We start from the raw sequence: 24,488 nt of genomic DNA on the forward strand, positions 1-24,488 counted from the left end.
GCGCCGGTCCGCCCCGCGGCCCCGGCCCCGGGCCCGTCCCCGGGCCGGTGTCCGTCCCCCGGGCCGGTGTCCGTCCCCCGGCCGGGGGCCGTCCCCCGGCCGGGGGCCGTCCACGGGCGGGGGAACCGGGGGCGTGGTGCCGTGGAACGGTGCACACGCTTCCCGAGCCCGTCCGGCGCGTCGCCGCCTGGTGCGTCGTCGTCCTGCTCGTCACCGGTGTGGCGGCGGTCGGCGTATGGCTGTGCGTGACGCTGCGCACCGCCGTCACACCCGTCCTGCTCGCCCTGCTCGGCACCGCGCTCCTCGGGCCGCTGTACCGGCGGCTCGTCGCCATGAAGGTCCAGCGGTCGCTGGCCGCGGGGCTGACCTGCGCGGCCGTCGTCGCCGTCGTCGGGGGCGCCGGCTACATCGTGGTCGCCGCCCTCATCGACACCGGCGACCAGATCGTCACCTCACTGCGGCGGGCCGCCGCCGACCTCACCGAGCACTTCGGCGCCGCGGGCACGTCGCTGGACGACCTCGCGGGCAACGCCAGGAACCTCCTGGGCACGTTCGGCGGCACGGCGGCGTCCGGTGTCATCAGCGGGCTCAGCGTCGTCGGCGAGATGATCGCCATGGCCGTCCTCGCCCTGCTGCTCGTGTTCTTCTTCCTCCGCGACTCCGGCCGCGCGGTGCGCGGGCTGCGCTCCCTCGTGCCCCCGGGCGGCGCCGACGCCGTCGAGGCCATGGGCCGCCGCGCCTTCGAGGCCGTGGAGGGCTTCATGCGCGGCACCACGTTCATCGCGCTGATCGACGCCCTCCTGATCACGGCCGGCCTGCTGGTCCTGCGCGTCCCGGGCGCCGTGGGGCTCGGCGCGCTGGTCTTCGTCGGCGCGTACATCCCGTACCTCGGCGCGTTCATCTCCGGGGCGGTGGCGATCCTCGTGGCGCTCGCCGACCGGGGCGTCGTCATCGCGCTGTGGGCGGTCGGCGTCGTCCTCGCCGTACAGCTCATCGAGGGGCACGTCCTGCAGCCGGTGATCCAGAGCCGTACGGTCCAGATGCACCCGGCCGTCGTCATGATCGCCATCACGGCGGGCGCGTCCGTCGCCGGCATCCTCGGCATGCTGCTCGCCGTGCCGCTCACGGCCGCCGCGTTCGGCGTCATCGGCGAACTGCGCAAGCTGTACGCCGCCGGCGGGCCGTAGCACCCAGCCGTAGTACCCACCCCGGCCGGTCGACACCCCCGACCGGCACCACCACCCGGGAAACACGGAGGCCGTTGTGCAGGACCCACCCGACCCGCGTCTGCTGAAGAACCGCTCCCGGCTCGGCCACAAGCTGCGGTACGCGCTCGCGCACCCCCGGCGGGTGGGCCCCCACCTGCGGCGGGCGGCCAGGAACGCCCGGCTGCGCCTGCGGCACCGCGGGGATCACGTCGCCTTCTACCGGGCCGTCATGGCCTCCGACACCGCCCGCAGCCCGGAGGCCGCGGTGGGGGGCGTGCCCTCGCACGCGCGCTGGCTCGCCATCGGGCGGATGCAGTACGACTACCTCGTCGCCCACGGCCTGCGGCCCGGGGACCGCATGCTGGAGATCGGCTGCGGCAACCTGCGCGCCGGGTGGCGGTTCATCGACCACCTGGAGCCCGGCCACTACTACGGGATCGACATCTCGCCCGACATCCTCGTCGAGGCCAAGAAGACCGTCGTACGGTACGGGCTCCAGGACAAACTCCCGTACCTGACCCCTGTCGACGACCTCACGCTGGACTTCCTGCCGGACGCCTGGTTCACGGTCGTCCACGCGCACAGCGTCTTCTCCCACTCGCCGCTGGAGGTCGTCGCCGAGTGCATGGCCAACGTCGGGCGGGTGCTGGCACCCGGAGGGTTCTTCGACTTCACCTTCGACCGCACCGAGGGGCACGAGCACCAGGTGCTGGGCGAGGACTTCTACTACCGCACGGAGACGCTCGTGCGCCTGGCCGCGAAGCACGGCCTGGCCGCCCACTTCATGGACGACTGGGAGCGACTGCCGCACGGCCAGTCCAAGCTGCGCCTCACGCACCACCCGGTGGTGAGCCACTAGAGCGGGTGCGATCGCACGCACGTAGCCAGACGTCCCACGTCCCCGGCGCCGTCCTCCGGGCGGACGACGCCACTTTCGAGCCACCCCCTACGGCTCCCCGTCCCGGTCCTCCAGCAGCTCGAACCAGATCGACTTGCCCTCGCCGCGCGGGTCCACGCCCCACTCGTGCGCCAGCATCTCCATGAGGATCAGCCCGCGCCCCGACGACGCCATCTCACCCGGCCGGCGCCGGTGCGGCAGCTCGTCGCTGGCGTCCGCCACCTCCACCCGCAGCCGCCGCTTGCCGTGGTCCCCGGTCGCCTCCGCCACCAGCAGCGCGTCGCCGTCGGTGTGCACCAGCACGTTGGTGACCATCTCGGACACCATCAGGACCGCCGAGTCGACCTGCTCGGGGTCCGCCCAGTCGTGCAGCAGCTCCCGCAGGTGCTGCCGGGCCGCCGCGATCCGCTCCGGCTCCGCCTGCGCGATCGTCATCGCGGTACGCCGGGCGGCGGCCGTCCGCAGCGGGGCCCCGGTCCGTGACAGCAGCAGCACCGCGATGTCGTCCTCGCGGCGGTCGGCGAGCGGACCGGTGGTGTGGTGCGAGCCGGGCCCGTGCACGGCCTGCACCAGGTTGTCGGCCAGCACCTCCAGCGACTCGCCCTCGGTGTCGTGCCGCTCCAGCAGCGTGCGGATCCGGTCCCAGCCGGTCTCCAGGTCGTGCCCGCCCGTCTCCAGCAGCCCGTCCGTGCAGATCATCAGCGTCTCGCCGGGCTCCAGCGTGAGCCGCGTCGTCGGATAGTCGGTGTCCGGGACGATGCCCAGCGGCAGCCCGCCCGCCGTCGGCCGCAGCATCACCGTGCCGTCGGCCATCCGGATCGCCGGGTCGGGGTGCCCCGCCCGCGCGATGTCGAGCGTCCCCGTCGCCGGGTCCACCTCCAGGTACAGGCACGTCGCGAACCGCGCCGCCCCGTGGTCGCCCTCGGCCCCGTCCGTGATGCCGTACAGGAAGCGCGAGGCCCGGGACAGCACCGCGTCCGGGCGGTGGCCCTCCGAGGCGTAGGCGCGCAGCGCGATCCGCAGCTGCCCCATCAGCCCGGCCGCCCGCACGTCGTGCCCCTGCACGTCGCCGATCACCAGCGCGATGCGCCCGCCGGGCAGCTGGATCATGTCGTACCAGTCGCCGCCGACCTGGAGCCCGCCGCCGGTCGGGACGTACCGCGCGGCCACCTCCATGCCGGGGATGGCCGGGCCCAGGACCGGCATCATCGTGCGCTGGAGACCCAGCGACAGCTCCCGCTCCGACTCGGCGACCCCCGCCCGCGCCAGGGCCTGCGCCAGCATCCGCGCCACGGTCGTCAGGACCGACCGCTCGTCCGGCGTGAACGACACCGGATAGGTGAACGCCGCCATCCAGGCGCCCATGGTGCGTCCCGCCACGATCAGCGGCAGGAACGCCCACGACTCCCTGCCGAAACGTTGCGCCAGGGGCCAGGTCGCCGGGAAACGGGCCCGGTACTCCTCCGGAGTCGGCAGGTAGATCGCCCGCCCGGTCCGCACCACCTCGGCGGCCGGGTAGTCGGTGTCCAGCGGCATGTCCGTGAAGGGGCCGTCGTCACCCGCGTTGTGCCCGTGGTGCCCGATGATCGTCAGCCGGTCGCCCGAGACGCCGAACACCGCGAGCCCGTCCGGCGAGAAGCCCGGCATCGACAGCGAGGCAGCCACCCGCAGCACCTCCGCCGTGGACCGCGCCTCGGCCAGCGCCCGCCCCGCGTCCAGCAGGAACGCCTCCCGCGACCGCCGCCAGTCGCCCGTCACGGGCGTACGGGCCGCCGTGCCGGGCTGCGGCTCGGCGACCTCCTGGAGGGTGCCGACCAGCTGGTAGTCGGTGCCCTCGACGAACGGCTTCGACCGGCTGCGTACGGTACGGATCACCCGCCCGCTCTCGTCCATGATCCGCAGCCGCGCCTCGGCGAGGGTGCCCTCCAGCACGGCGAGGTTCACGATCCCGTCGATCTCGTTCCAGTCGACCGGGTGGAAGCGGGAGCGTACGGCCGCCTCCGACAGCTCGACCGGCTCGGCGGGCAGCCCGAGCAGCCGGGCCGCCTCCGCGTCGAGGGTGACGATCCCGGAGGCGTTGTCCCAGCGCCACAGGCCCGTCGCGATGGCGGCCAGGACGTCCTCGGTGCGCATTGCCCCACTCTAAGAAGAGGAACCGATCAGCCGCCACCGAGCTGTGCCCCGGCGATCTTGGCGAGCCCGGTAACCTTGACGCGTCGAGCCAAACCCCCACCCCGAAGACTGGATGAACGACGATGCATCGGTACAGGTCCCACACCTGCGGCGAGCTCCGCGCCTCTGACGTCGGCACCGACGTCCGGCTGAGCGGCTGGCTGCACAATCGGCGCGACCTGGGCGGCATCCTCTTCATCGATCTGCGCGACCACTACGGCATCACGCAGCTCGTCGCCCGTCCCGGCACCGCCGCGTACGAGGCGCTCGACAAGCAGACCAAGGAGTCGGTCGTCCGCATCGACGGCAAGGTCGTCTCGCGCGGTGCCGAGAACATCAACACCGAGCTTCCCACCGGCGAGATCGAGGTCGAGGTCTCCGAGGTCGAGGTCCTCGGCGCGTCCGCCCCGCTGCCGTTCACCATCAACACGGACGACGGCGTCAACGAGGAGCGGCGCCTGGAGTACCGCTTCCTCGACCTGCGCCGCGAGCGCATGCACCGCAACATCATGCTGCGCTCGGCGGTCATCGCCGCCATCCGCTCCAAGATGGTGGCCCTCGGCTTCAACGAGATGGCGACCCCGATCCTCACCGCGACCTCCCCCGAGGGCGCCCGTGACTTCGTCGTCCCCTCCCGCCTGAACCCGGGCAAGTTCTACGCCCTGCCGCAGGCCCCGCAGCAGTTCAAGCAGCTGCTGATGATCTCCGGCTTCGACCGCTACTTCCAGATCGCGCCCTGCTTCCGCGACGAGGACGCCCGTGCCGACCGCTCACCGGGCGAGTTCTACCAGCTCGACGTGGAGATGAGCTTCGTCGAGCAGGAGGACGTCTTCCAGCCGATCGAGAAGCTGATGACCGAGCTGTTCGAGGAGTTCGGCGGCGGCCGTCACGTCACCTCCCCGTTCCCGCGCATCCCGTTCCGCGAGTCGATGCTCAAGTACGGCAACGACAAGCCGGACCTCCGCACCGACCTGGAGCTCGTCGACATCACCGACGTCTTCGAGAAGTCCGAGTTCAAGGCATTCGCGGGCAAGCACGTCCGCGCGCTGGCCGTGCCGGACACCGGTGACCAGCCGCGCAAGTTCTTCGACGGCCTCGGCGACTACGCCGTCTCCCTCGGCGCCAAGGGTCTGGCCTGGGTCCGCGTCGGCGAGGGCAACGCGCTGACCGGCCCGATCGCCAAGTTCCTCACCGAGGAGAACGTCAAGGTCCTCACCGAGCGCCTCGGCCTGGAGCCCGGACACGCCGTGTTCTTCGGCGCCGGCGAGTTCGACGAGGTCTCCAAGATCATGGGCCCGGTCCGGGTCGAGGCCGCCAAGCGCGCCGGCCGCTTCGAGGAGAACGTCTTCCGGTTCGCCTGGATCGTCGACTTCCCGATGTACGAGAAGGACGAGGAGACCGGCAGGATCGACTTCTCGCACAACCCCTTCTCGATGCCGCAGGGCGGCCTGGAGGCCCTGGAGACCCAGGACCCGCTGGACGTCCTGGGCTGGCAGTACGACATCGTCTGCAACGGCATCGAGCTGTCCTCCGGCGCCATCCGGAACCACGAGCCCGACATCATGTTCAAGGCCTTCGAGATCGCCGGGTACTCCCGCGAGACCGTCGAGACCGAGTTCGCCGGCATGCTCCGTGCCTTCCAGTACGGCGCCCCGCCGCACGGCGGCATCGCCCCGGGCGTCGACCGCATCGTCATGCTCCTGGCCGACGAGCCCAACATCCGCGAGACGATCGCCTTCCCGCTCAACGGCAACGCCCAGGACCTGATGATGGGCGCCCCGACCGAGCTGGACGAGGCCCGCCTCAAGGAGCTGAACATCGCGCTCCGCAAGCCGGTCGCCGACAAGTAGTCCGCCGCCGCTGTACGACGAAGGGCCCGGGATCCTCGGATTCCGGGCCTTTTCCGTTCCCGGGCTCACCGCCCGGGTGCGCAAGCCCCGCAGCTGCGGTTCCCGTACGCCGGTCAGGGCAGCGGGAGGCCGAGTTCGGCCCACACGGTCTTCTGCGGGGCGGGGCCGGGTGTGGTGCCCCAGCGGTCGGCGAGCGCATCGACGAGGAGCAGCCCACGGCCGGACTCCGCGTCGAGCGAGGACGGGCGGCGGTGGGGAAGCGCGTCGGCCCGGGTGTCCGTGACCTCGATGCGGAGGACGCCCTCACCGGCGAGGAGCGCGAGCCGGAAGCTCCGGCCGGCCACGCGGCCGTGCGTGGCGGCGTTGGCCGCGAGCTCCGCCACGAGCTGCGCGGCGGCCTCGGCCACGCGGTACGGCACCTCGGGCCGGGTCCGCAACCACTCCACGGCAAGCAGCCGGGCGAGTCGGGCTCCGCGTGGCGTGGGGGACAGCAGCGCACGGAAACGAGCGAAGCCGGAGGGGAGTTGAGTGACGTCGGTCTGGTTCACATCGCCGAGCCTGGCCGCCCCCGCCTGGTCGTGACCAGTGACATCGCCACTGCGTAGAGTGACTGTCCGGAGCTTGTCCACTGCTGTCCGGTCTGTCCGGGCGAGCCGCAGGGGTAGGGGCGTCGCGGCACGACAGCGCGGACGGAGAGGTGCGGGGCATGTCGGTGGACGGTGGGACCGGAGTGCGACGGCTCAAGAGCGAGGCGGACGAGCCGGGATGGGAGGTGGACCCGGACGACGACTGGGGCGTGGCCGTCATCGCCACGGTGGGGCGGCAGGTGAAGCTGCGGAGGGAGGCGGTGGGGATGCGCGCCGCCGACTTCGGTGTGGCCGTCGGGTACGGCGAGGATCTCGTCTACAAGATCGAGGGCGGTAAGCGGATCCCCCGCCCCGAGTTCCTGGACAGGGCGGACGAGGTGTTGAGGGCGGGTGGCCTGCTGTCGGCCATGAAGGAGGACGTGGCGAAGGTCCGGTACCCGAAGAAGGTCCGGGAACTGGCCAAGCTGGAGGCCCAGGCGGTGGAGCTCCAGCTGTACGACCCGCTCAACATCCATGGCCTGTTGCAGACACCGGAGTACGCCCGCGGGCTGCTGCTCATGCGACGGCCGGCGTACTCGCAGGACGAGGTGGAGCGGATGGTGGCCGGTCGTATGGCCCGCAAGTCCGTCTTCGATCGTGACCCGGCGCCGAGATGGGGTTCGTCCTGGAGGAATGGACGCTTCGGCGCCCGCTGGGCGGACGGACACGGCTGCGCGCCCAGCTCGAACACCTGCTCGCGGTGGCCCACATGCGGCACGTCGAGCTTCAGGTGATGCCGATGGACCGGGAGGAACACGCGGGCATCGCGGGCGGCATCGAGGTACTGAAGTTCGCGGACGGCGCGGCGGTCGGGCGCTCCCTGGCTGTGGCCAACGGCCGCCCCGTGACCGAGCGGAAGCAGCTCCATATCCTTGAGTTGCGCTATGGCATCATCCGGGCTCAGGCTCTCACTCCCCGTGAGTCGAGAGCCTTCATCGAGCAACTGCTGGGAGAGACATGATCCGCAACACCTCGGCCGGGAACGGCTCCGGACTGGCGTGGTTCAAGAGCAGCTACAGCAGCAGCAGCGAGGGCGACTCCTGCGTCGAGGTCGCCACCTCCCCCGGCACGGTCCACGTCCGCGACTCCAAGTGCCTGGACGGCCCGCGGCTCGTCCTCACCCCGACGGCCTGGTCGAGCTTCGTCCCGTACGCCTCGGGCAACTGACCGCACCGAGCGCACGCGCCCACGTCCGGCCCACGCCGGGGCAGGGCGCGTCGTCTTGAGCTTTTCGACTCGCGGCGGCAGGAGCGGTCCTCATCACATGGTCGAATTTTCGGGTGCAACGATGCTCCCGAGATCGGCCGAATGCCGCTCGCGCCGTCCGGCGGGTGTGTACGACGCGGAACCGCCGCCCTCCGGGGAGGACGGCGGTCCGGGTCCTGCGGTGTGGAGAGAAGGAGGGGGTCAGTCCTTCTTCGGCTCCTCCAGGCGCGGGAAGAGGACCGCGCCCTTGGTGACCGTGGCGCCGGTGGGGAGCAGGCCCCAGGTGGCGGCGGAGTCGACGGTCTGCTCGGCGAGCGCGCCCAGGACGGACTCGGCGCCGAGGGAGTCCCAGAGCTTCTGGGAGGTGTCCGGCATGATCGGGTTCAGCAGCACGGCGACCGCGCGGAGCGACTCGGCGGCGGTGTAGAGGATCGTCGCCAGGCGGGCGCGGCCCTCGTCGCTGTCGTCCTTCGCGACCTTCCAGGGCTCCTGCTCCGTGATGTAGCCGTTGACCTGCTTCACGAAGTCGAAGATCGCCAGGATGCCGCCCTGGAAGTCCAGCTCCTCGCCGATCTTCCGGTCGGCCTCGGCGACCGCCTTGGCCAGGCCGTCGCGGACCGCCTGCTCGGCGTCACCGGCGGCCGTGGCCTCCGGGAGGGCGCCCCCGAAGTACTTGCCGACCATCGCCGCGACGCGCGAGGCGAGGTTGCCGTAGTCGTTGGCCAGCTCGGAGGTGTAGCGGGCGGTGAAGTCCTCCCACGAGAACGAGCCGTCGCTGCCGAAGGCGATCGCCCGCAGGAAGTACCAGCGGTAGGCGTCCACGCCGAAGTGCGAGGTGAGGTCCTGCGGCTTGATGCCCGTCAGGTTCGACTTCGACATCTTCTCGCCGCCGACCATCAGCCAGCCGTTGGCCGCCACCTTGCCGGGAACCGGCAGGCCCTGCGCCATCAGCATCGCCGGCCAGATCACCGCGTGGAACCGCAGGATGTCCTTGCCGACGAGGTGGACGTTCGCCGGGAACGTCTCGTCGAACTTCTCCTGGTTCGAGCCGTAGCCGACGGCCGTCGCGTAATTCAGGAGCGCGTCGACCCACACGTAGATGACGTGCTTGTCGTCCCACGGGATCGGGATGCCCCAGTCGAAGGTCGACCGGGAGATGGAGAGGTCCTGAAGGCCCTGCTTCACGAAGTTCAGGACCTCGTTGCGGGCCGACTCGGGCTGGATGAAGTCCGGGTTCGCCTCGTAGAACTCCAGCAGCTTCGGACCGTACTCGCTGAGCTTGAAGAAGTAGTTCTCCTCCTTGAGGATCTCCACCGGCTTCTTGTGGACGGGGCACAGCTTGGTGCCCTGCTCGTCCTCGATCAGGTCGCCGGGGAGCTTGTACTCCTCGCAGCCCACGCAGTACGGGCCTTCGTACCCGCCCTTGTAGATCTCACCCTTGTCGTACAGGTCCTGCACGAACTCCTGCACACGGTCCGTGTGCCGCTTCTCCGTCGTACGGATGAAGTCGTCGTTCGCGATGTCCAGGTGCTCCCAGAGGGGCTTCCACGCCTCCTCGACGAGCTTGTCGCACCACTCCTGCGGGGTGACCCCGTTCGCGTCGGCCGTGCGCATGATCTTCTGACCGTGCTCGTCCGTGCCGGTGAGGTACCACACCTTCTCGCCGCGCTGACGGTGCCAGCGGGTGAGCACGTCGCCTGCGACGGTCGTGTAGGCGTGGCCCAGGTGAGGAGCGTCGTTGACGTAGTAGATGGGGGTCGTGACGTAGAACGCCTTCGCCCCCTGCTTCTCGGATCCAGTGGCCGCCATGGTCGAAATCCTATCCGTCCCCGGAAGCTCCCCTCACCCTCGTTTCGGGGGAGGCGGGGTGAGGGGGAGGGGGAGGGGAGGCGGTACGGGGGCGGCGGCGCGGCGGCGCCGGCCGGTCACGGCGCGCCGGAGGCCCGGTCGCGGCCGTCCGCCCGCCGGTGGCGGCGCGGGCGGAGCGGGACGACCGGGCCCCGAGGGCGGTGCCGGCTAGACGGACCAGTCCGCGAGGACCCCCCGGTAGAACCTGGCGTGCGGGACGTCGCGCGGGGCCGGGCCCGCGTGGAAGAACCCGGCATTGGGCGCCTCCAGCTTGCGCAGGTAGTCGAACGCCTTGGCGTCCTCCTCGCCGAAGGCCACGAACTGCCAGTACACGTTCCCGTGGCTCGCCGCCGCGTCGGCCAGCGCCTGCGTGGCGGCCGTCCTGGACTCGGGCGCGCCGTCGGTCTGGAACAGCACGAGCGCGGGGCGGTCGGACGCGTCCGACTTCCCGTGCAGGTCCAGCACCTCGCGGACGGCCCGGTCGTAGTTCGTCCGCCCCATGCGGCCGAGCGAGTCGTGCAGCGCCTCGATCCTGCCCTCGACGTCGTCCAGGGTGACCTCGCCGGTGCCGTCGATCTCGGTCGAGAAGAAGACGACCGGGACGGTGGCCCTGTCGTCGAGGTGCGCGGCGAGCGCCAGCGCCTGCTCGGCAAGGTGCTGCGCGCTGCCGTCCTTGTAGTACGGCCGCATGGACCCGGACCGGTCGAGGACCAGGTACACGGTGGCCCGTGCGCCCACGAGCCCGCGCTTGCGCAGCACGGCACCCGCCGCCTTGTACGCCTCGGCCAGCTGGGGCGCCCGGCTCCTGACCCGCGCCGCCGAGTACGCGGGCTTGCCGGCGGGCGCGGCCGTCTCCGTCTCCGGTTCGGGTGCCGGTCCCGCTTCCGGCTCGGTGGCGGTGGTGGCTGCTTCCGGCGCCTCGGGGGAGGCCGGGTCCGGCTCCTCGGCGGTCGCCTCGGTGGCGGCGGCCTCCGGCTCGGCCTCGGGCTCCGGGTCGGTCGCCGGGGCGGCGGCCTCCGGCTCCGGCTCCGGCTCGGGCTCGGGCTCCGGGTCGGTCGCCGGGGCGGCGGCCTCCGGCTCGGGCTCCGGCTCGGGCTCCGGGTCGGTCGCCGGGGCGGCGGCCTCCGGCTCCGGGTCGGGCTCCGGCTCGGGCTTCGCCGCCTCCGGGGCGTCGCCCGCGTCGGCGGCGGGTTCCGGGGTGGCGTCCGGCTGGGGCGGGATGTCCGGCTTCTGGTCGGCGTTCCCGGGCTCGGCCTCCCGGGCCGCCGGGACCGAGGCGCGGCGGGTCGGCGGGTTGTCGAACGACGCCGCGACCAGGTCCGCCGCCGTCTGCTCCGGCGACGGGGACGCCGGCGAGGGGACCGACCCCGCCGAGGTGGCCGGCTCCGACGAGGGCGCCGACGGCTGCGAAGGCTCCGCCGAGGACGCCGACGACTGGGGCGGGACCGTCGCCGACGGCTCCGCGGCCTCCGTGGGCTCCTCCCGGGGCACCGCACGTTCCGTCTGGGGCGGGACGGCGGCGGTCGCCGTCTCGTCGCGCTCCGCACGGTCGCGTCCAAACACCTTGCGCAGCAAGCTCCGAATGCCCATGGGCGAGGCCTTTCGCATGTGGGGTGCCGTGTATGTCCGTACTGCTAGGAATCATCCCTGGCCAGGGCGGACACGTAAGGTTAGCCGCCCCGAGCGGCGTGGAAAGGCAAGGGGCATTCGCGTCAACCCCACCCCGGACGTGCCGGATTCATCCGCCGTTCACCCCGCCGCCGCCGACCTGCACATCTGCCCGCCTAACGTCGCCGCCGAAACCGATTCCCGACACCATGTCGGCGCAGGCTGCGCCGGAGGAGGACGAAGTGCGCAAGCTGCTGCCGCTGCTGAGCACCAACCCGCACGGAGGCGGCCGGTCCGCCCTCACCTGCCGTTACCGGTGCGGCGACGCCTGCTTCCACGAGGTGCCCAACACCAGCGACAACGAGTACGCCGGCGACGTCATAGCCGGCGCGCTGTCGCGCCGCTCGATGATGCGCGCCGCCGCCGTCGTCACCGTCGCCGCCACGGCCGGCGGTGCCGTCGTCGCCCAGGCCGCGGCGGGCCAGGAGGCGGTCGCCGCCACGCCCCGTACGGCGGGCAGGGGCGCCGGTGCCAAGGGACTGCGCTTCACGCCCGTCGCGCCCAACACGGACGACCGGGTCACCGTGCCGGACGGCTACGCCCAGAGCGTGGTGATCCGCTGGGGCGAACCGATCCTGCGCGGCGCGCCCGCCTTCGACCCGGACAAGCAGACCGCCAGGGCCCAGGCAGGTCAGTTCGGGTACAACAACGACTTCCTGTCGCTGCTGCCGCTCAGGGGCGAGCACGGCCGCCAGGTCCTCGTGGCCAACCACGAGTACACGGACGAAGTCCTGATGTTCAAGGGCTACGACCCCGAGAACCCGACCCGCGAGCAGGTCGAGGTCGCCTGGGCCGCCCACGGCCTGTCCGTGGTCGTGGTCCAGGAGCAGCACCGCGACGGCCGGCTGACCCCGGTCACGCGCCACCCGCTCAACCGCCGCCTCACCGCGACCAGCGAGTTCCAGCTCACCGGCCCGGCGGCCGGCGGCGCCCTGCTGCGCACCGGCGCCGACCCGGCCGGCCGCACGGTCCTCGGCACGCTCAACAACTGCGCCGGCGGCACCACCCCGTGGGGCACCACGCTCCACGGCGAGGAGAACTTCAACCAGTACTTCGCCAACGGGTCGTCCGCCACCGACAAGCGGTACGGCATCGGCTCCGGTGCCACCGAGCGCAAGTGGGAGCGGTTCGACAAGCGGTTCGACGTCAAGCAGGAGCCCAACGAGTCGCACCGCTTCGGCTGGGTCGTCGAGCTGGACCCGTACGACCCCGACTCGACGCCCCGCAAGCGCACCGCGCTCGGCCGCTTCAAGCACGAGGCCGCGCAGCCGCGCCTGACCGCCGACGGCCGTCCGGTCGTCTACATGGGCGACGACGAGCGCTTCGACTACTTCTACAAGTTCGTCTCGTCGAAGCGGATGATGAAGGGCACCTCCCGCAAGGCCCGCGAGCACAACCTCACCCTTCTCGACGAGGGCACGCTGTACGTGGCGAAGCTGACCGGCGACAGCCCGCAGGACATCGACGGCACCGGCAAGCTCCCGAGCGACGGCGAGTTCGACGGCAGCGGCCACTGGATCCCGCTCGCCACCGGCGACGTCTCGCACGTCCCCGGTATGACCGCCGAGGAGGTGTACGTCTTCACCCGCCTCGCCGGCGACAAGGTCGGCGCCACCAAGATGGACCGCCCCGAGGACGTCGAGCCGTCCCCGCGCACCGGCCGGGTGTACGTCGCCCTCACCAACAACAAGGACCGGGGCGCGGCGGGCAAGGCCGGCGCGGACGAGGCCAACCCGCGCAACAACAACAAGCACGGCCAGATCCTGGAGCTCGCCGAGCACTGGGACGACCCGGCCTCCGACGGCTTCGCCTGGCGGCTGTTCCTCGTCGCGGGCGACCCGGAGGACCCGGCGACGTACTTCGCGGGCTACCCCAAGGAGAAGGTCAGCCCCATCTCCTGCCCCGACAACGTGGCCTTCGACCCGTACGGCAACCTGTGGATCTCCACGGACGGCAACCAGCTCGGCTCGCACGACGGCCTGTTCGGCGTAGCGACGCAGGGCGAGCGGCGCGGTGAGCTGAAGCAGTTCCTGACCGTGCCGACCGGCGCCGAGACCTGCGGGCCGATCATCCAGCAGCGCCGCGTCCTCGTCGCCGTACAGCACCCCGGCGAGGTCGACGGGGCGACCGCCGACAAGCCGGCGTCGCAGTGGCCCGACGGCCCGGGCCGGATCGTCCGCCCGTCGGTCGTCGCCGTCTACCGCAAGGACGGCCGCGACATCGGCGTCTGACGCGAGGGGCTCACGAGGTGGCGCGGCCGTCCCCGCGCCACCTCGCGAACTGTTCCGCCGGCTCGCCCGTGAACGCCCAGGGCGCCCACGAGGCCCGCGCCCCCAGCAACCCGAACAGTTCGCCGTACACCGCGCCCAGGCCGGCGTAACACGCGGCGTGCGTGAGGTAGTTCAGCGGCTCGACCTCCTCCGGCCGGGCCGGTCCCGGCGACCGGCCGCCGACCCACCGCTCCCACGTCCTGCGCACCTCCGTCGCCGCCAGCTCGTGCTTCCAGTGCTGGTCGAAGCCCCGCACCGGACCCCGGCCGCGCGCGGCGTCCGCGATGTAGCGGTACTCCTCCACCCGCGCGATCTGCACCAGCACCGGCAGCGGCGAACCGGGCGGCGCCGCCCCCGCCGCGTCCCGCGCGAAGTCGTACATCGAGCCGTGCGTGCCGTGCCACCGGGCCGACCAGTACCGCAGCAGCTGCACATGGCCCTCCAGGTTGTGCGGGTCGCGCCGCCGCAGCTCGTCCCACCAGCGGCGCAGCTCCGCCCGGCCCACGCCGCCCTCGTACAGCCGCGCCACCGTCAGCAGGGACACCCACGGCATGGGGTCGGCCGGCCGCGCGTCGGCGGCGCCCAGGCAGGCCATGACCGCGACGTCCAGCCGTCCCCGGTCCACCGCCGTGCCCCGGCCGGCCGCGATGGCCTGGTTGAACACCCGCACCACCTCGGTCGCCGCCCGCAGCACCGCCGCGTCCGGGTGGTCGGGCTCCGCCGCCCGCCATGCCTCGGCGGCGGTGCTGCCGGCCGCCGCGTGGGCCAGCAGCCGCAGCCGGTGAGTACGGCGGGACCAGTCGTCACCGGTGTCGCGCAGCAGGTCGCGGACGCCCTGCCAGCGGCCGATGACGATGTCGTGCCGGGCGTCGGTCAGCGCCCGGTCGCCGAAGTCCGGGTCGAAGTCCGGCGCGAAACGTGTGGAGCGGCGGTTGCGGCGGCGTACGGCCATTTCCCTGTCCCCCCGTCTGAGCGCGGCGTGCGGGCCCTCGTGCTGTCAGAAGTCGGTCGCCAGGGTTTCGTTCCCCTCGGCCCGGTGGTCCTGGCGCGCCGGGTCGTAGGGCCCGGCCGCCGCCATCGCGCGTACCGCGTCCAGCCGCGCCGGCCGGTAGTACGCACTGCCCTTGCGCCAGTACCAGAGCATCGGTACGACGCCGGCGCCCAGCCCGCCCAGTCCGATCGCGACCGTCGTACCGGTCAGGCCGCCCAGCGACTCGAAGAACATCCAGAACATGAACGCCGCGCCCGCCAGCGGCCAGGCGCCGCCCAGGACGAAGTCGCGCACGGACCGCAGCAGCAGTCCCCGGTAGGCGACCACGGCCGCGATGCCCGCCAGCCCGTAGTAGAAGGCGATCTGGAGCCCCATCGCGTTGACGGCGCTGTCCAGGATGTCGCCCACCGAGCCGAGGGCCGTCGCCGCAACGAACAGCGCCAGTGCCACCACGCCCACCGCGGCGATCGCCATGTGCGGGGTGTTCCAGCGGCGGTGCACGGTGCCCAGGACGGCCGGCATCGTCCGGTCCCGGCCCATCGCGAACAGCGAGCGGGTGACCTGGATCAGCGTGGTCTCCAGGGTCGCGACGCTGGAGAGCATCACCGCCACGATCAGCAGCTTGCCGCCGACGCCCGGCCAGACGGCGTCGCCCAGCAGCGCCAGGACGTTCGCCCCGCCGGCGGCACCGATCTGCCCGGCCGACAGGACGACGTTGACGGCGATGGTGAACGCCTCGAAGAGCAGGAACACGACCCCGATGCCGACGAGCGCCGCGAACCCGGCCGTGCGGCGGCTGTCGCGGGTCTCCTCGCTCAGGTTGCTGGTGACGTCCCAGCCCCAGTAGTAGAAGGCGGCGATCAGCGCCCCGGAGGCGAACCCGGACGCCCCGTCGAAGTGGGCGAACCCCAGCCAGGACCAGTCGAACGCGGTGGCGGCGCCCCGGTGCACGACGACGCCGGCGATGAACAGCAGCAGGATCAGCAACTCAACGCCGGTCATGAGCAGTTGCGCCCTTACGGTGAGCCGGGCGCCGCCCAGCACCACCAGCAGCATCAGCAGGAACCAGCCCGCGCCGACGGCGGTGGCGAGCGCGGTGTGCCCGGCCAGGTCCGGCGCGACGAGCGCCAGGGTGAGCTGCCCGGCCGGCAGGGACCCGGCCACCATGAAGATCGTCGCGGCGACGATCAGCGCCCAGCCGGAGAGGAAACCCAGCGCCGGGTGGAGGGTCCGGCCCACCCAGGAGTAGCTGGCGCCCGCGTTGACGTCGATCCGGCCCAGCCGGCTGAACGCCAGCACGATGCCGAGCATCGGGACCGCGCAGTACAACAGCGCGGCGGGCGCGGCGAATCCCACGGCTCCGACGAGGACGGCGGTGGTGGCGGCCAGCGAGTAGGCGGGCGCGCTGCCCGCGACCGCCATCACGATCGTGTCGAACGTGCCGAGGACATTGGGCTGGAGCCCCCGCCCGGGAGGCCTGCGGGAAGCTGTGCTTGAGCTGCTGCGCATGGCGAATGTCCTTGTATGGCACGGCATATGACGGGGAGCGTGAGGGGGCCGCGCATGTCGCGGCCTGGGCGGCACGTGTGGGTCGTGCGCATCGTAGTCGGGCGGGCGCGGTGCGGTGACGGCACCCGGAAGGATGACGTCCGGAATGTATCGGGGTGATCGCCGGGCGCGCGCGCCGGGCGGGGGTTCACGGCCGGCGGGGCTTACGGCGTGTGGGGCCGGCGGGCCGCCGTGGGCCCGGTGCGGCCCGGGGGCGGGTGGCGTCCGGGGCTCGCGGCGGCCTTGGGGCCTATGGGCGGGTGCGCAGGTCGAGGTCGACGAGGAGCGCGCGGTGGTCGCTGCGGGGCAGGTCGAGGAAGCGGACGCCGCGCACCGAGAAGTCCGCGCTGACCAGGACGTGGTCGATCTGCGCGTACGGCGGCAGCGTGGCGCCGCGCGGCCAGGAGCCGGTACGGGAGGCGCCGCCGAGGCGGGCGGCGTCGTGCAGGGCGCCGGCGTCGAGGACGGAGCGGAAGGCGGCGTGGTCCTGGGTGGCGTTGAAGTCGCCGGCGAGGACGAGCGGGCGGCCCCCATGGGCGGCGGCGAAGTCGCGCAGGAGGCCCAGCTCGTGCCTCCAGAGGCCGATCCCGCCGGGCAGGGGCGGCATCGGGTGGGCGAGCCGGAGCGTGACGTCCCGCCCGCCGACACGGACCGTGGCGCCCGGCATGCCCAAGGTGCTGCCGGGAAGGGCGGGTTGCGCGGTCAGCGGCACGGTGCCGAGCACGGCGGACCCGGCCGAGCCGGCGGCGGCGACCTGGGTGCCGTAGCGGAAGTGGGCGCCGAGGGCCCGGGTGCAGGCGGGGTCGCACTCGGAGACGAAGAGCACGTCGGGGCGCTCGCGCCGGACGAGGGCGAGCAGGCCGGCGGTCGCGTCGCCGAGGTGGACGTTCGCCGCGAGCACGCGCAGGCGCCCGTCGACCGGGCCCCGGGCGGGCGTCCCGTCCGGCCCGTACGGCTGGGTGAACCAGAGCGTCACGGCGAGGACCGCGCCGGCCCAGACCGTCAGCGCCGGCCGGCGGGCCGGGAGGGCGGCCAGGAGTGCCAGCCCGGCCGGGACGGCGAGCCACGGCAGCAGCGCCAGGAGCTGCGGCACGGGCGTGACGGCGTCCGTGCCGAAGAGCCGGCAGCCGGTGACCACGGTGGGCGCGAGGAGCAGCAGCCCGGCGGCCCACGCGGCGGCCCGGCGGAGCGGAGGGAGGTGGTGGTTGGCGGCCAAGCGGACACCCTCTCACGGCTTCCCCGCCGGAGTCCCCCTCCTCGCTGATCCACTTGCCGGGAGCCGGTCGGGGGTGTGCCCTGGAGGGAGGTCAGCGGAAGGAGCGCGCCATGGCCTCGCACGTCACGCTGCCCGGACGGCACCGCCGTACCGGGGAACGCCGGGCCCGTCCCGTGCACCGGTCCACCCTGACGGTGCTCGCGGTGTGCGCCGTGCTCTACGGCCTCTACGCCGAGGTCATCGTCCGGCGCGGCGACGGCCCCTTCACCGGCGGGCAGGTCGTGCTCGCCGTGGTGAGCGCGGTCGTCTTCGGAGCCCTGTGGTACGCCTACCTCCGCGTCCGCCACGCACTGCCGCGCGAGGCGCGGGCGGCCGGGTTCGGCCTCCTCTGCGGTCTCAGCGTCGGGTTCCTCTACAGCCTGTCGGGCAACAGCGTCCTCACGGTGGCGGTGGTGTCCCTGGTGCTGGCGGTGTCGGCGGCCCTGGCGGCGTTCTACGTCTTCTATACGCGCGAATGACCCGCCGCGCCGGGGCGGCGGGCCGTCGTGCCGCCGGGTCGTGTCCGCCCGGCGGCCGGGCGGACACGCGGTCAGCCGCCCAGGCGGGCCAGCTGCTGCTCGAAGGGCACGACGTCGGGCAGGCCGTTCCCGCCGGTCCCCCCGCCCGGGGCGGCCGTCCCCCGTGCGGGACGGGCCGCCATCAGCGCGGCCAGCTCCCCGGCCGCCCGGTCGATCCGGGCGGCCAGGTCGCCGGTGGCCCCTCCGCCGTCCCGGCCCGGTGAGCCCCAGTCCTCGGACGCCGCGTACACGGCCGTGGGCACGGTCGGCGCCCGCAGGTGGGCGAACAGCGGCCGCAGCGCGTGCTCCAGGACCAGCGAGTGGCGGGCGGTGCCGCCGGTGGCCGCGAGGAGGACCGGCGTACCGGTCAGCGCGTCGGGGTCGACCAGGTCGAAGAAGGACTTGAACAGGCCGCTGTACGAGGCGTTGAACACGGGCGTCACCGCGATCAGGCCGTCCGCGTCGGCCACCGCGTCGAGCGCGTCGCCCAGCGCGGGCGGCGGGAAGCCGGTGACCAGGTGCTTGGCGATGTCCAGCGCCAGGCCGCGCAGTTCGACGACCTCCACCCCGGTGCCGTCCGGGAGCTTCCCGGCCGCCGACGCGGTGAGCCGGTCGGCCAGCAGACGGGTGGACGAGGGGCTGCTCAGGCCGGCGGACACGGCGACGAGCCTCACGGGGTCTCCTTCCGGGTCGTGGCGGGGTGCGGCGGTGCGGTCTCGGGCACACCGGCCGGCCGCAGCCTCGCGAACTCCTTGCGCAGGACCGGTACGACCTCCTCGCCGAGGATGTCGAGCTGCTCCAGCACGGTCTTCAGCGGCAGACCGGCGTGGTCCATCAGGAAGAGCTGGCGCTGGTAGTCCCCCACGGAGTCGCGGAAGGACAGCGTCCGCTCGATGACCTGCTGTGGGGAGCCGACGGTCAGCGGGGTCTGCTCGGTGAACTCCTCCAGGGACGGGCCGTGCCCGTACACGGGCGCGTTGTCGAAGTACGGGCGGAACTCCCGTACGGCGTCCTGGGAGTTGTGGCGCATGAACACCTGGCCGCCGAGCCCGACGATGGCCTGCTCGGGCGTGCCGTGCCCGTAGTGCGCGTACCGCTGCCGGTAGAGGTCGACCATCTTCTTGGTGTGCTCCTTGGGCCAGAAGATGTTGTTGTGGAAGAAGCCGTCCCCGTAGTAGGCGGCCTGTTCGGCGATCTCGGGGGAGCGGATGGAGCCGTGCCAGACGAACGGCGGTACGCCGTCCAGCGGGCGCGGGGTGGAGGTGAAGCCCTGGAGAGGGGTACGGAAGCGGCCCTCCCAGTCGACCACCTCGGTCCTCCACAGCTTGTGGAGGAGGGCGTAGTTCTCGACGGCGAGCGGGATGCCCTGGCGGATGTCCTGCCCGAACCAGGGGTACACCGGTCCGGTGTTGCCGCGTCCCATCATCAGGTCGACGCGCCCGTCGGCCAGGTGCTGGAGCATCGCGTAGTCCTCGGCGATCTTCACCGGGTCGTTGGTGGTGATCAGGGTCGTCGAGGTGGACAGGACCAGGCGCTCGGTGCGCGCGGCGACGTACCCGAGCATGGTGGTGGGGGAGGACGGGACGAACGGCGGGTTGTGGTGCTCGCCGGTCGCGAAGACGTCCAGGCCGACCTCCTCGGCCTTGAGCGCGAGGGTGACCATGGCCTTGATCCGCTCGTGTTCGCCGGGCGTACGGCCGTCGGTCGGGTCGGGCGTCACGTCACCGACGGTGAAGATCCCGAACTGCATCGCGCTCACCTCTCGCATTCGCCCGGGGTGGTGGACGCCCCGGCTTTGGTTGAATCTTAAACCGTATTGGTCAACGGGCGACCCGCCCCGCCTATTCCGCCCGCCTCCCCCGGCCGGCGCCGCCGCGTACGCACCCCGAGTCCCCCGCGAGGCCGAGGGGACGCACCGGCCGCCGGGGGCGCCGCCGGGGCGCCGGCGTCACCGGTTCACCAGCCGCGCGCCTCGCGCAGCAGCAGGTCGCGCACCACCGTCAGGTGCGGGTGGTCCACCGCTCCCGGCCGCCGGACCAGGTACGCCGTGTTGATCGGCGGGTCCTCCGGGGACAGCAGCGGCACGAGCGTCCCCGCCGCCAGTTCCTCCAGGCACAGGTAGCGCGGCAGGACGCCGATCCCCGCGCCCGCCGCCACCGCCGCCCGCACGCCCCGCAGGTCCGGCACCGTGACCGCCGCCCGGCCGGTCAGCCGGGTGCCGAAGACGTGCCGCCAGTAGCGCCGGGTGATCGGCAGGTCCTCGGCGTACGCCACCAGCGGCACGTCCCGCAGCGCCGGCGCGCCCTCGGCCGCGACCCGGCCCGCGCCGATCCTGGCCACCCACGCCGGCGCGGCGACCAGCACGAACTCCTCGTCCATCAGCGGCGTGGCCACCAGCGCCCGGCCGCGCGGCCGGTACGTCGCGATGACCAGGTCGTGGTGGCCCGCCCGCAGCCCCTCCAGCAGCTCGTCGGTCAGTCCCGTCGCCACCCGCAGCACCACGCCCCGCTCGGCCACCGGCGCCGCCAGCGCGGGCAGCACCCGTGCGCACAGCAGCTCGGCCGGGCCCGCCAGCCGCACGGGCTCCACCTCACCCGCCGGTGACCCGCCGGTCACCGCCTCCAGCGCGTCCAGCGGCTCGGCGACCCGGGCGGCCAGCCCGTCCGCCACGGCCGTCGGGGCCACCCCCCGGGGCAGGCGGGTGAACAGCTCCCGCCCCAGCCGCCGCTCCAGCGCCCGGACCTGCGCGGTGACCGTCGGCTGCGACAGACCCACCAGCCGGGCGGCGGCCGTGAACGACCCGGAGCGGTGCACGGCCAGAAACGTCCGCAGCAACGTCAGATCCAGCGGCGACCCCCCGGACCCCGCCCCGGGCTGGCCACCGGGCCCCGCCCCGGGCTGCCCGCCGGGCCCCGCCCCGGGCTGCCCGCCGGGCACCGCACCGGATCGCCGCCCAGGCTCCGCCCCGGGCTGGCCACCGGGCCCCGCACCGGGCTGGCCGCCGGGCCGGCCGCCGGGTCCCGTACCGGGCTGCCCGCCGGGTCCCGCACTGGATCGCTGCCCAGGCTCCGCACCGGGGTGCCCGCCGGGCCCCGCACCGGGCTGGCCACCTGTCCGGCCGCCGGGCCCCGCACCGGGCTGCCCGCCGGACCCCGTACCGGGCCGGCCGCCGGGCCGGGGGCCGGGTTCGCTGTCGGTCATGCCCCCGACCCTAGGGCCCGGCGACCGGCCGGTAGGGTTCCAGCCCGTGAGCAGCCCCGCCCCCGTACCCGCCGCCCCGCCGCCCGTGACCGTCGTCGGCATCGGCGCGGACGGCTGGGCCGGGCTCCCCGACGCCTCCCGCACGGCGCTGCGCGGCGCCGACGTCGTCCTCGGCGGCGACCGGCAGCTCGCCCTCCTGCCTGCGGAGTGCGGCGGCGCGCGGGTCGCCTGGCCGTCGCCGCTGCGCCCCGCCGTTCCCGCCCTGCTGGCCGAGCACACGCGCGCGGGCCACCGGATCGCCGTGCTCGCCAGCGGCGACCCCATGTTCTACGGGATCGGGCGCGCCCTCGCCGAGACGGCCGGCCCCGAGCGGCTGCGCGTCCTGCCGCACCCGTCGTCCGTCTCGTACGCCTGCGCCCGCCTCGGCTGGCCGCTGGAGGACACCGAGACCGTCACGCTCGTCGGGCGGCCCCTTGCCTCCCTCGCCGCCGCGCTGCACCACGGGCGCCGGCTGCTGGTGCTCAGCGCGGGCGCGGCGACCCCCGGCGAGGTCGCCGGCCTGCTGCGCGACCGGGGCTTCGGCCCCAGCCGCCTCACCGTCCTCGAACAGCTCGGCTCCGACCGGGAGAACCACCTGACCGGCACCGCCGACGACTGGGACCACCCGCCCGGCGACCCGCTGAACGTCATCGCCGTCTCGTGCGCGCGCTCCGCCGGGGCGCTGCGGCTGGGGGCCGTGCCGGGCCTGCCGGACGCGGCGTACGAGAACGACGGCCAGCTCACCAAGCGGCACGTGCGCGCCGCGACACTCGCCGCGCTGGCGCCCGCGCCGGGCGAGCTGCTGTGGGACGTCGGCGGCGGCTCCGGCTCGATCGCTATCGAGTGGATGCGTACGCACCGGACCTGCCGCGCGGTGAGCGTGGAGCGCTCCCCCGAGCGGGCCGCCCGCATCGCCCGGAACGCCGCCGCCCTCGGCGTGCCCGCCCTTCGGGTCGTCACCGCCGCCGCCCCGGCCGGGCTCGCGGGACTGGACGCACCCGACGCGGTGTTCATCGGCGGCGGACTGACCGTCCCCGGGCTGCTCGACGCCTGCTGGGACGCCCTCGCGCCGGGCGGGCGGCTGGTCGCCAACACCGTGACCCTCGAATCCGAGGCGCTGCTCGCCGACCGGTACCGGCGCCACGGCGGCGAACTGGTCCGGCTCGCGGTCGCGCACGCCGTCCCGGTGGGCGGCTTCACCGGCTGGCGCCAGGCCATGCCGGTCACCCAGTGGTCCGTAACCAAGCAGGAGCCAGAAGAATGACCGTCTACTTCATCGGTGCGGGCCCCGGCGCCGCCGACCTGATCACCGTGCGCGGCGCCCGCACCCTCGCCTCCTGCCGGGTGTGCCTGTACGCCGGGTCCCTCGTCCCGCGCGAGCTGCTCGCCGAGTGCCCGCCGGACGCCCGGCTCGTCGACACCGCCCGGCTGGACCTGGACGCCATCACCGCCGAGCTGGTCCGCGCCCACGAGGAGGGCCACGACGTCGCCCGCCTCCACTCCGGCGACCCGTCCGTGTTCAGCGCGGTCGCCGAGCAGATGCGGCGGCTGGACGCGGCGGGCATCCCGTACGAAGTGGTGCCGGGCGTCCCGGCGTTCGCCGCTGCCGCCGCCGCGCTCAAGCGGGAGCTGACCGTCCCGACCGTGGGCCAGACGGTGATCCTGACCCGGATCGCCGAGCAGGCCACGGCCATGCCGGAGGGCGAGGACCTGGCGACGCTGGGCCGCAGCGGCGCCCTGCTGGTGCTGCACCTGGCGGCCCGGTACGTCGACCGGGTCGTCGCCGAGCTGACTCCGCACTACGGCGCCGACTGCCCGGCCGCCGTCGTCGCGATGGCCAGCCGCCCCGACGAGGTGATCCTGCGCGGCACGCTCGCCGACATCGCCGCCGCCACCAAGGACGCCGGCATCACCCGCACGGCCGTCATCCTGGTGGGCCGCACCCTGGCGGCGACCCAGTTCCGCGACAGCCATCTGTACTCGCCGGAGCGCGACCGTCACACCTGCTGAGGGCCCCTGGGCTCGCTGCGCCCCACCACCGTGCCCGCGCGGTCGACGCACACCACGTCGACCGTGACGGGCGCGCCGCGCAGTACGTCGAGGGCCTGGTCGCGGGCCGTCCCGGCGACCAGGTCGCCCAGCGGTACCCCGGCCGCGGCGCACAGCTGGAGCGCGGCCAGCCCGGTGTTGGCGGCCGCCACCCGGCGGGCCAGCTCCTCGTCGGCGCCGCCCCGCCGGGCCAGGTCCGCGAGGAAGCCCTTGTCCACCTGGGAGCGCGCCGAGTGCAGGTCCAGGTGCCCGGCCGCGAGCTTGGACAGCTTCGCGAAGCCGCCGCAGATCGTGAGCCGGTCGACGGGGTGCCGGCGCACGTACTTCAGGACGGCGCCCGCGAAGTCGCCCATGTCCAGCAGGGCGTCCTCCGGCAGCCCGTACAGCGACGTGACCGTCCGCTCCGACGTCGAGCCCGTGCACCCGGCGACATGGGTGCGGCCCGCCGCGCGCGCCACGTCCACCCCGCGCCGGATGGAGTCGATCCAGGCGGAGCACGAGTACGGTACGACGATCCCGGTCGTACCCAGGATCGACAGCCCGCCCAGGATCCCGAGGCGCGGGTTCCAGGTGGAGCGGGCGATCTCCTCGCCGTGGTCGACCGAGACGGTGATCTCGACGTCCCCGGTGCCGCCGTGCGCCGCCGCGACTTGCGCGACGTGCTCGCGCATCAGCTGCCGGGGCACGGGGTTGATCGCGGGCTCCCCCACCTCCAGCGGCAGGCCGGGCCGGGTGACGGTGCCGACGCCGGCCCCCGCCCGGAAGACCACGCCGGCGCCGGCCGGGAGGCGCCGGACGGTCGCCCGGACCAGGGCCCCGTGGGTCACGTCCGGGTCGTCGCCGGCGTCCTTGACGATGCCCGCCATGGCGTACGCGTCCGTCAGCTCCTCCGCGGCCAGCGCGAACGCCGGGGTCTGCCCCTTCGGCAGGGTGATCGTCACCGGGTCGGGGAAGTCCCCGGTCAGCAGCGCGGTGTACGCGGCGGTCGTCGCCGCCGTCGCGCACGCCCCGGTCGTCCATCCGGACCGCAGGCCGGTGTGCTTGAGTTGGGCGCTGCGCCCGCCGCCCCCGCCGGGGCCCCCGGCCGGGCCGTCGTTCTCACTCGCACCCGCACTCGTACTCGTACTCATGGACGGACCTC

At 73.7% G+C, this 24,488-nt stretch carries 19 protein-coding genes and 1 pseudogene; 9 read left to right on the forward strand and 11 right to left on the reverse strand.

The features are described from left to right. Positions 1-149: 149 nt before the first annotated feature. Positions 150-1,187 (forward strand): AI-2E family transporter, encoded by a 1,038-nt coding sequence (locus IE109_RS06795; RefSeq protein ID WP_189549827.1) that lies wholly within the window; start codon positions 150-152, stop codon positions 1,185-1,187. Positions 1,188-1,263: 76 nt separating this feature from the next. After that, entirely contained in the window at positions 1,264-2,067 is an 804-nt protein-coding gene (locus tag IE109_RS06800) for a class I SAM-dependent methyltransferase (protein ID WP_189549828.1), read from the forward strand. An 87-nt stretch (positions 2,068-2,154) separates the two neighbouring features. Here IE109_RS06800 and IE109_RS06805 read toward each other — a convergent pair whose 3' ends face one another. Further along, on the reverse strand, positions 2,155-4,239 hold the full coding sequence (locus tag IE109_RS06805; RefSeq protein WP_189549829.1) for an ATP-binding SpoIIE family protein phosphatase: 2,085 nt from the start codon (positions 4,237-4,239) through the stop codon (positions 2,155-2,157). A gap of 122 nt (positions 4,240-4,361) precedes the next feature. Between IE109_RS06805 and aspS the strand changes: the two genes are divergently transcribed. Further along, positions 4,362-6,128 carry an aspartate--tRNA ligase gene (gene aspS / locus IE109_RS06810; RefSeq protein ID WP_189549830.1) on the forward strand — a complete coding sequence of 589 codons (1,767 nt, stop codon included), beginning with the start codon at positions 4,362-4,364 and terminating at the stop codon, positions 6,126-6,128. 113 nt (positions 6,129-6,241) lie between these two features. On the opposite strand, the gene IE109_RS06815 is transcribed toward aspS, so the two are convergent. Beyond that, positions 6,242-6,676: an ATP-binding protein gene (locus tag IE109_RS06815; protein WP_189549831.1), complete on the reverse strand. Its 435-nt coding sequence runs from the start codon at positions 6,674-6,676 to the stop codon at positions 6,242-6,244. 158 nt (positions 6,677-6,834) lie between these two features. Between IE109_RS06815 and IE109_RS06820 the strand changes: the two are divergent. Together IE109_RS06820 and IE109_RS06825 are read left to right on the forward strand one after the other, a co-directional pair. After that, positions 6,835-7,715, forward strand: a pseudogene (locus IE109_RS06820) (helix-turn-helix domain-containing protein). Then, positions 7,712-7,921, forward strand: a complete 210-nt coding sequence (locus IE109_RS06825) for a DUF397 domain-containing protein (RefSeq protein ID WP_189549832.1) — start codon at positions 7,712-7,714, stop codon at positions 7,919-7,921. Before IE109_RS06820 ends, IE109_RS06825 begins: the two are co-directional and overlap by 4 nt. A 240-nt stretch (positions 7,922-8,161) precedes the next feature. On the opposite strand, the gene metG is transcribed toward IE109_RS06825, so the two are convergent. Further along, positions 8,162-9,769: a methionine--tRNA ligase gene (gene metG, locus IE109_RS06830; RefSeq protein WP_189549833.1), complete on the reverse strand. Its 1,608-nt coding sequence runs from the start codon at positions 9,767-9,769 to the stop codon at positions 8,162-8,164. Positions 9,770-9,976: 207 nt separating this feature from the next. Beyond that, positions 9,977-11,398 (reverse strand): VWA domain-containing protein, encoded by a 1,422-nt coding sequence (locus IE109_RS06835; RefSeq protein ID WP_189549834.1) that lies wholly within the window; start codon positions 11,396-11,398, stop codon positions 9,977-9,979. Between the two features lie 260 nt (positions 11,399-11,658). On the opposite strand from IE109_RS06835, the gene IE109_RS06840 reads away from it, so the two are divergent. After that, positions 11,659-13,707 (forward strand): PhoX family protein, encoded by a 2,049-nt coding sequence (locus tag IE109_RS06840; protein WP_189549835.1) that lies wholly within the window; start codon positions 11,659-11,661, stop codon positions 13,705-13,707. Positions 13,708-13,717: 10 nt separating this feature from the next. On the opposite strand, the gene IE109_RS06845 is transcribed toward IE109_RS06840, so the two are convergent. The 3 genes from IE109_RS06845 to IE109_RS06855 all read right to left on the reverse strand — a co-directional run bounded on the left by IE109_RS06845 (position 13,718) and on the right by IE109_RS06855 (position 17,501). After that, a complete protein-coding gene (locus IE109_RS06845) occupies positions 13,718-14,698 on the reverse strand; it encodes a hypothetical protein (protein ID WP_189549836.1) in 981 nt (326 codons plus the stop codon). 45 nt (positions 14,699-14,743) lie between these two features. Continuing rightward, positions 14,744-16,246 carry an APC family permease gene (locus IE109_RS06850; RefSeq protein WP_189549837.1) on the reverse strand — a complete coding sequence of 501 codons (1,503 nt, stop codon included), beginning with the start codon at positions 16,244-16,246 and terminating at the stop codon, positions 14,744-14,746. A gap of 289 nt (positions 16,247-16,535) precedes the next feature. Continuing rightward, positions 16,536-17,501 carry an endonuclease/exonuclease/phosphatase family protein gene (locus IE109_RS06855; protein WP_189549838.1) on the reverse strand — a complete coding sequence of 322 codons (966 nt, stop codon included), beginning with the start codon at positions 17,499-17,501 and terminating at the stop codon, positions 16,536-16,538. A 110-nt stretch (positions 17,502-17,611) separates the two neighbouring features. On the opposite strand from IE109_RS06855, the gene IE109_RS06860 reads away from it, so the two are divergent. Further along, entirely contained in the window at positions 17,612-18,019 is a 408-nt protein-coding gene (locus tag IE109_RS06860; protein WP_189549839.1) for a hypothetical protein, read from the forward strand. Between the two features lie 71 nt (positions 18,020-18,090). On the opposite strand, the gene IE109_RS06865 is transcribed toward IE109_RS06860, so the two are convergent. The 3 genes from IE109_RS06865 to IE109_RS06875 form a co-directional block, all read right to left on the reverse strand. After that, a complete protein-coding gene (locus tag IE109_RS06865; RefSeq protein WP_189549840.1) occupies positions 18,091-18,732 on the reverse strand; it encodes a CE1759 family FMN reductase in 642 nt (213 codons plus the stop codon). Beyond that, positions 18,729-19,808 carry an LLM class flavin-dependent oxidoreductase gene (locus tag IE109_RS06870; protein WP_189549841.1) on the reverse strand — a complete coding sequence of 360 codons (1,080 nt, stop codon included), beginning with the start codon at positions 19,806-19,808 and terminating at the stop codon, positions 18,729-18,731. The genes IE109_RS06865 and IE109_RS06870 overlap by 4 nt, the downstream gene beginning before the upstream one ends. Positions 19,809-20,014: 206 nt before the next feature. Continuing rightward, positions 20,015-20,905 (reverse strand): LysR family transcriptional regulator, encoded by an 891-nt coding sequence (locus IE109_RS06875; RefSeq protein WP_229890756.1) that lies wholly within the window; start codon positions 20,903-20,905, stop codon positions 20,015-20,017. Positions 20,906-21,257: 352 nt separating this feature from the next. Between IE109_RS06875 and cbiE the strand changes: the two genes are divergently transcribed. Continuing rightward, positions 21,258-22,562, forward strand: a complete 1,305-nt coding sequence (gene cbiE / locus IE109_RS06880; RefSeq protein ID WP_189549843.1) for a precorrin-6y C5,15-methyltransferase (decarboxylating) subunit CbiE — start codon at positions 21,258-21,260, stop codon at positions 22,560-22,562. Further along, complete coding sequence (gene cobM / locus IE109_RS06885; protein WP_189549844.1) at positions 22,559-23,308, forward strand: precorrin-4 C(11)-methyltransferase; 750 nt, start codon at positions 22,559-22,561, stop codon at positions 23,306-23,308. Before cbiE ends, cobM begins: the two co-directional genes overlap by 4 nt. Here the strand turns inward: cobM and IE109_RS06890 are convergent. Further along, positions 23,296-24,477, reverse strand: a complete 1,182-nt coding sequence (locus IE109_RS06890; protein WP_189549845.1) for a cobalt-precorrin-5B (C(1))-methyltransferase — start codon at positions 24,475-24,477, stop codon at positions 23,296-23,298. The genes cobM and IE109_RS06890 overlap by 13 nt on opposite strands. Between the last annotated feature and the right edge of the window lie 11 nt (positions 24,478-24,488).

This window comes from Streptomyces lavendofoliae, assembly GCF_014649735.1.
GTDB classification, from domain to species: Bacteria; Actinomycetota; Actinomycetes; order Streptomycetales; family Streptomycetaceae; genus Streptomyces; species Streptomyces lavendofoliae.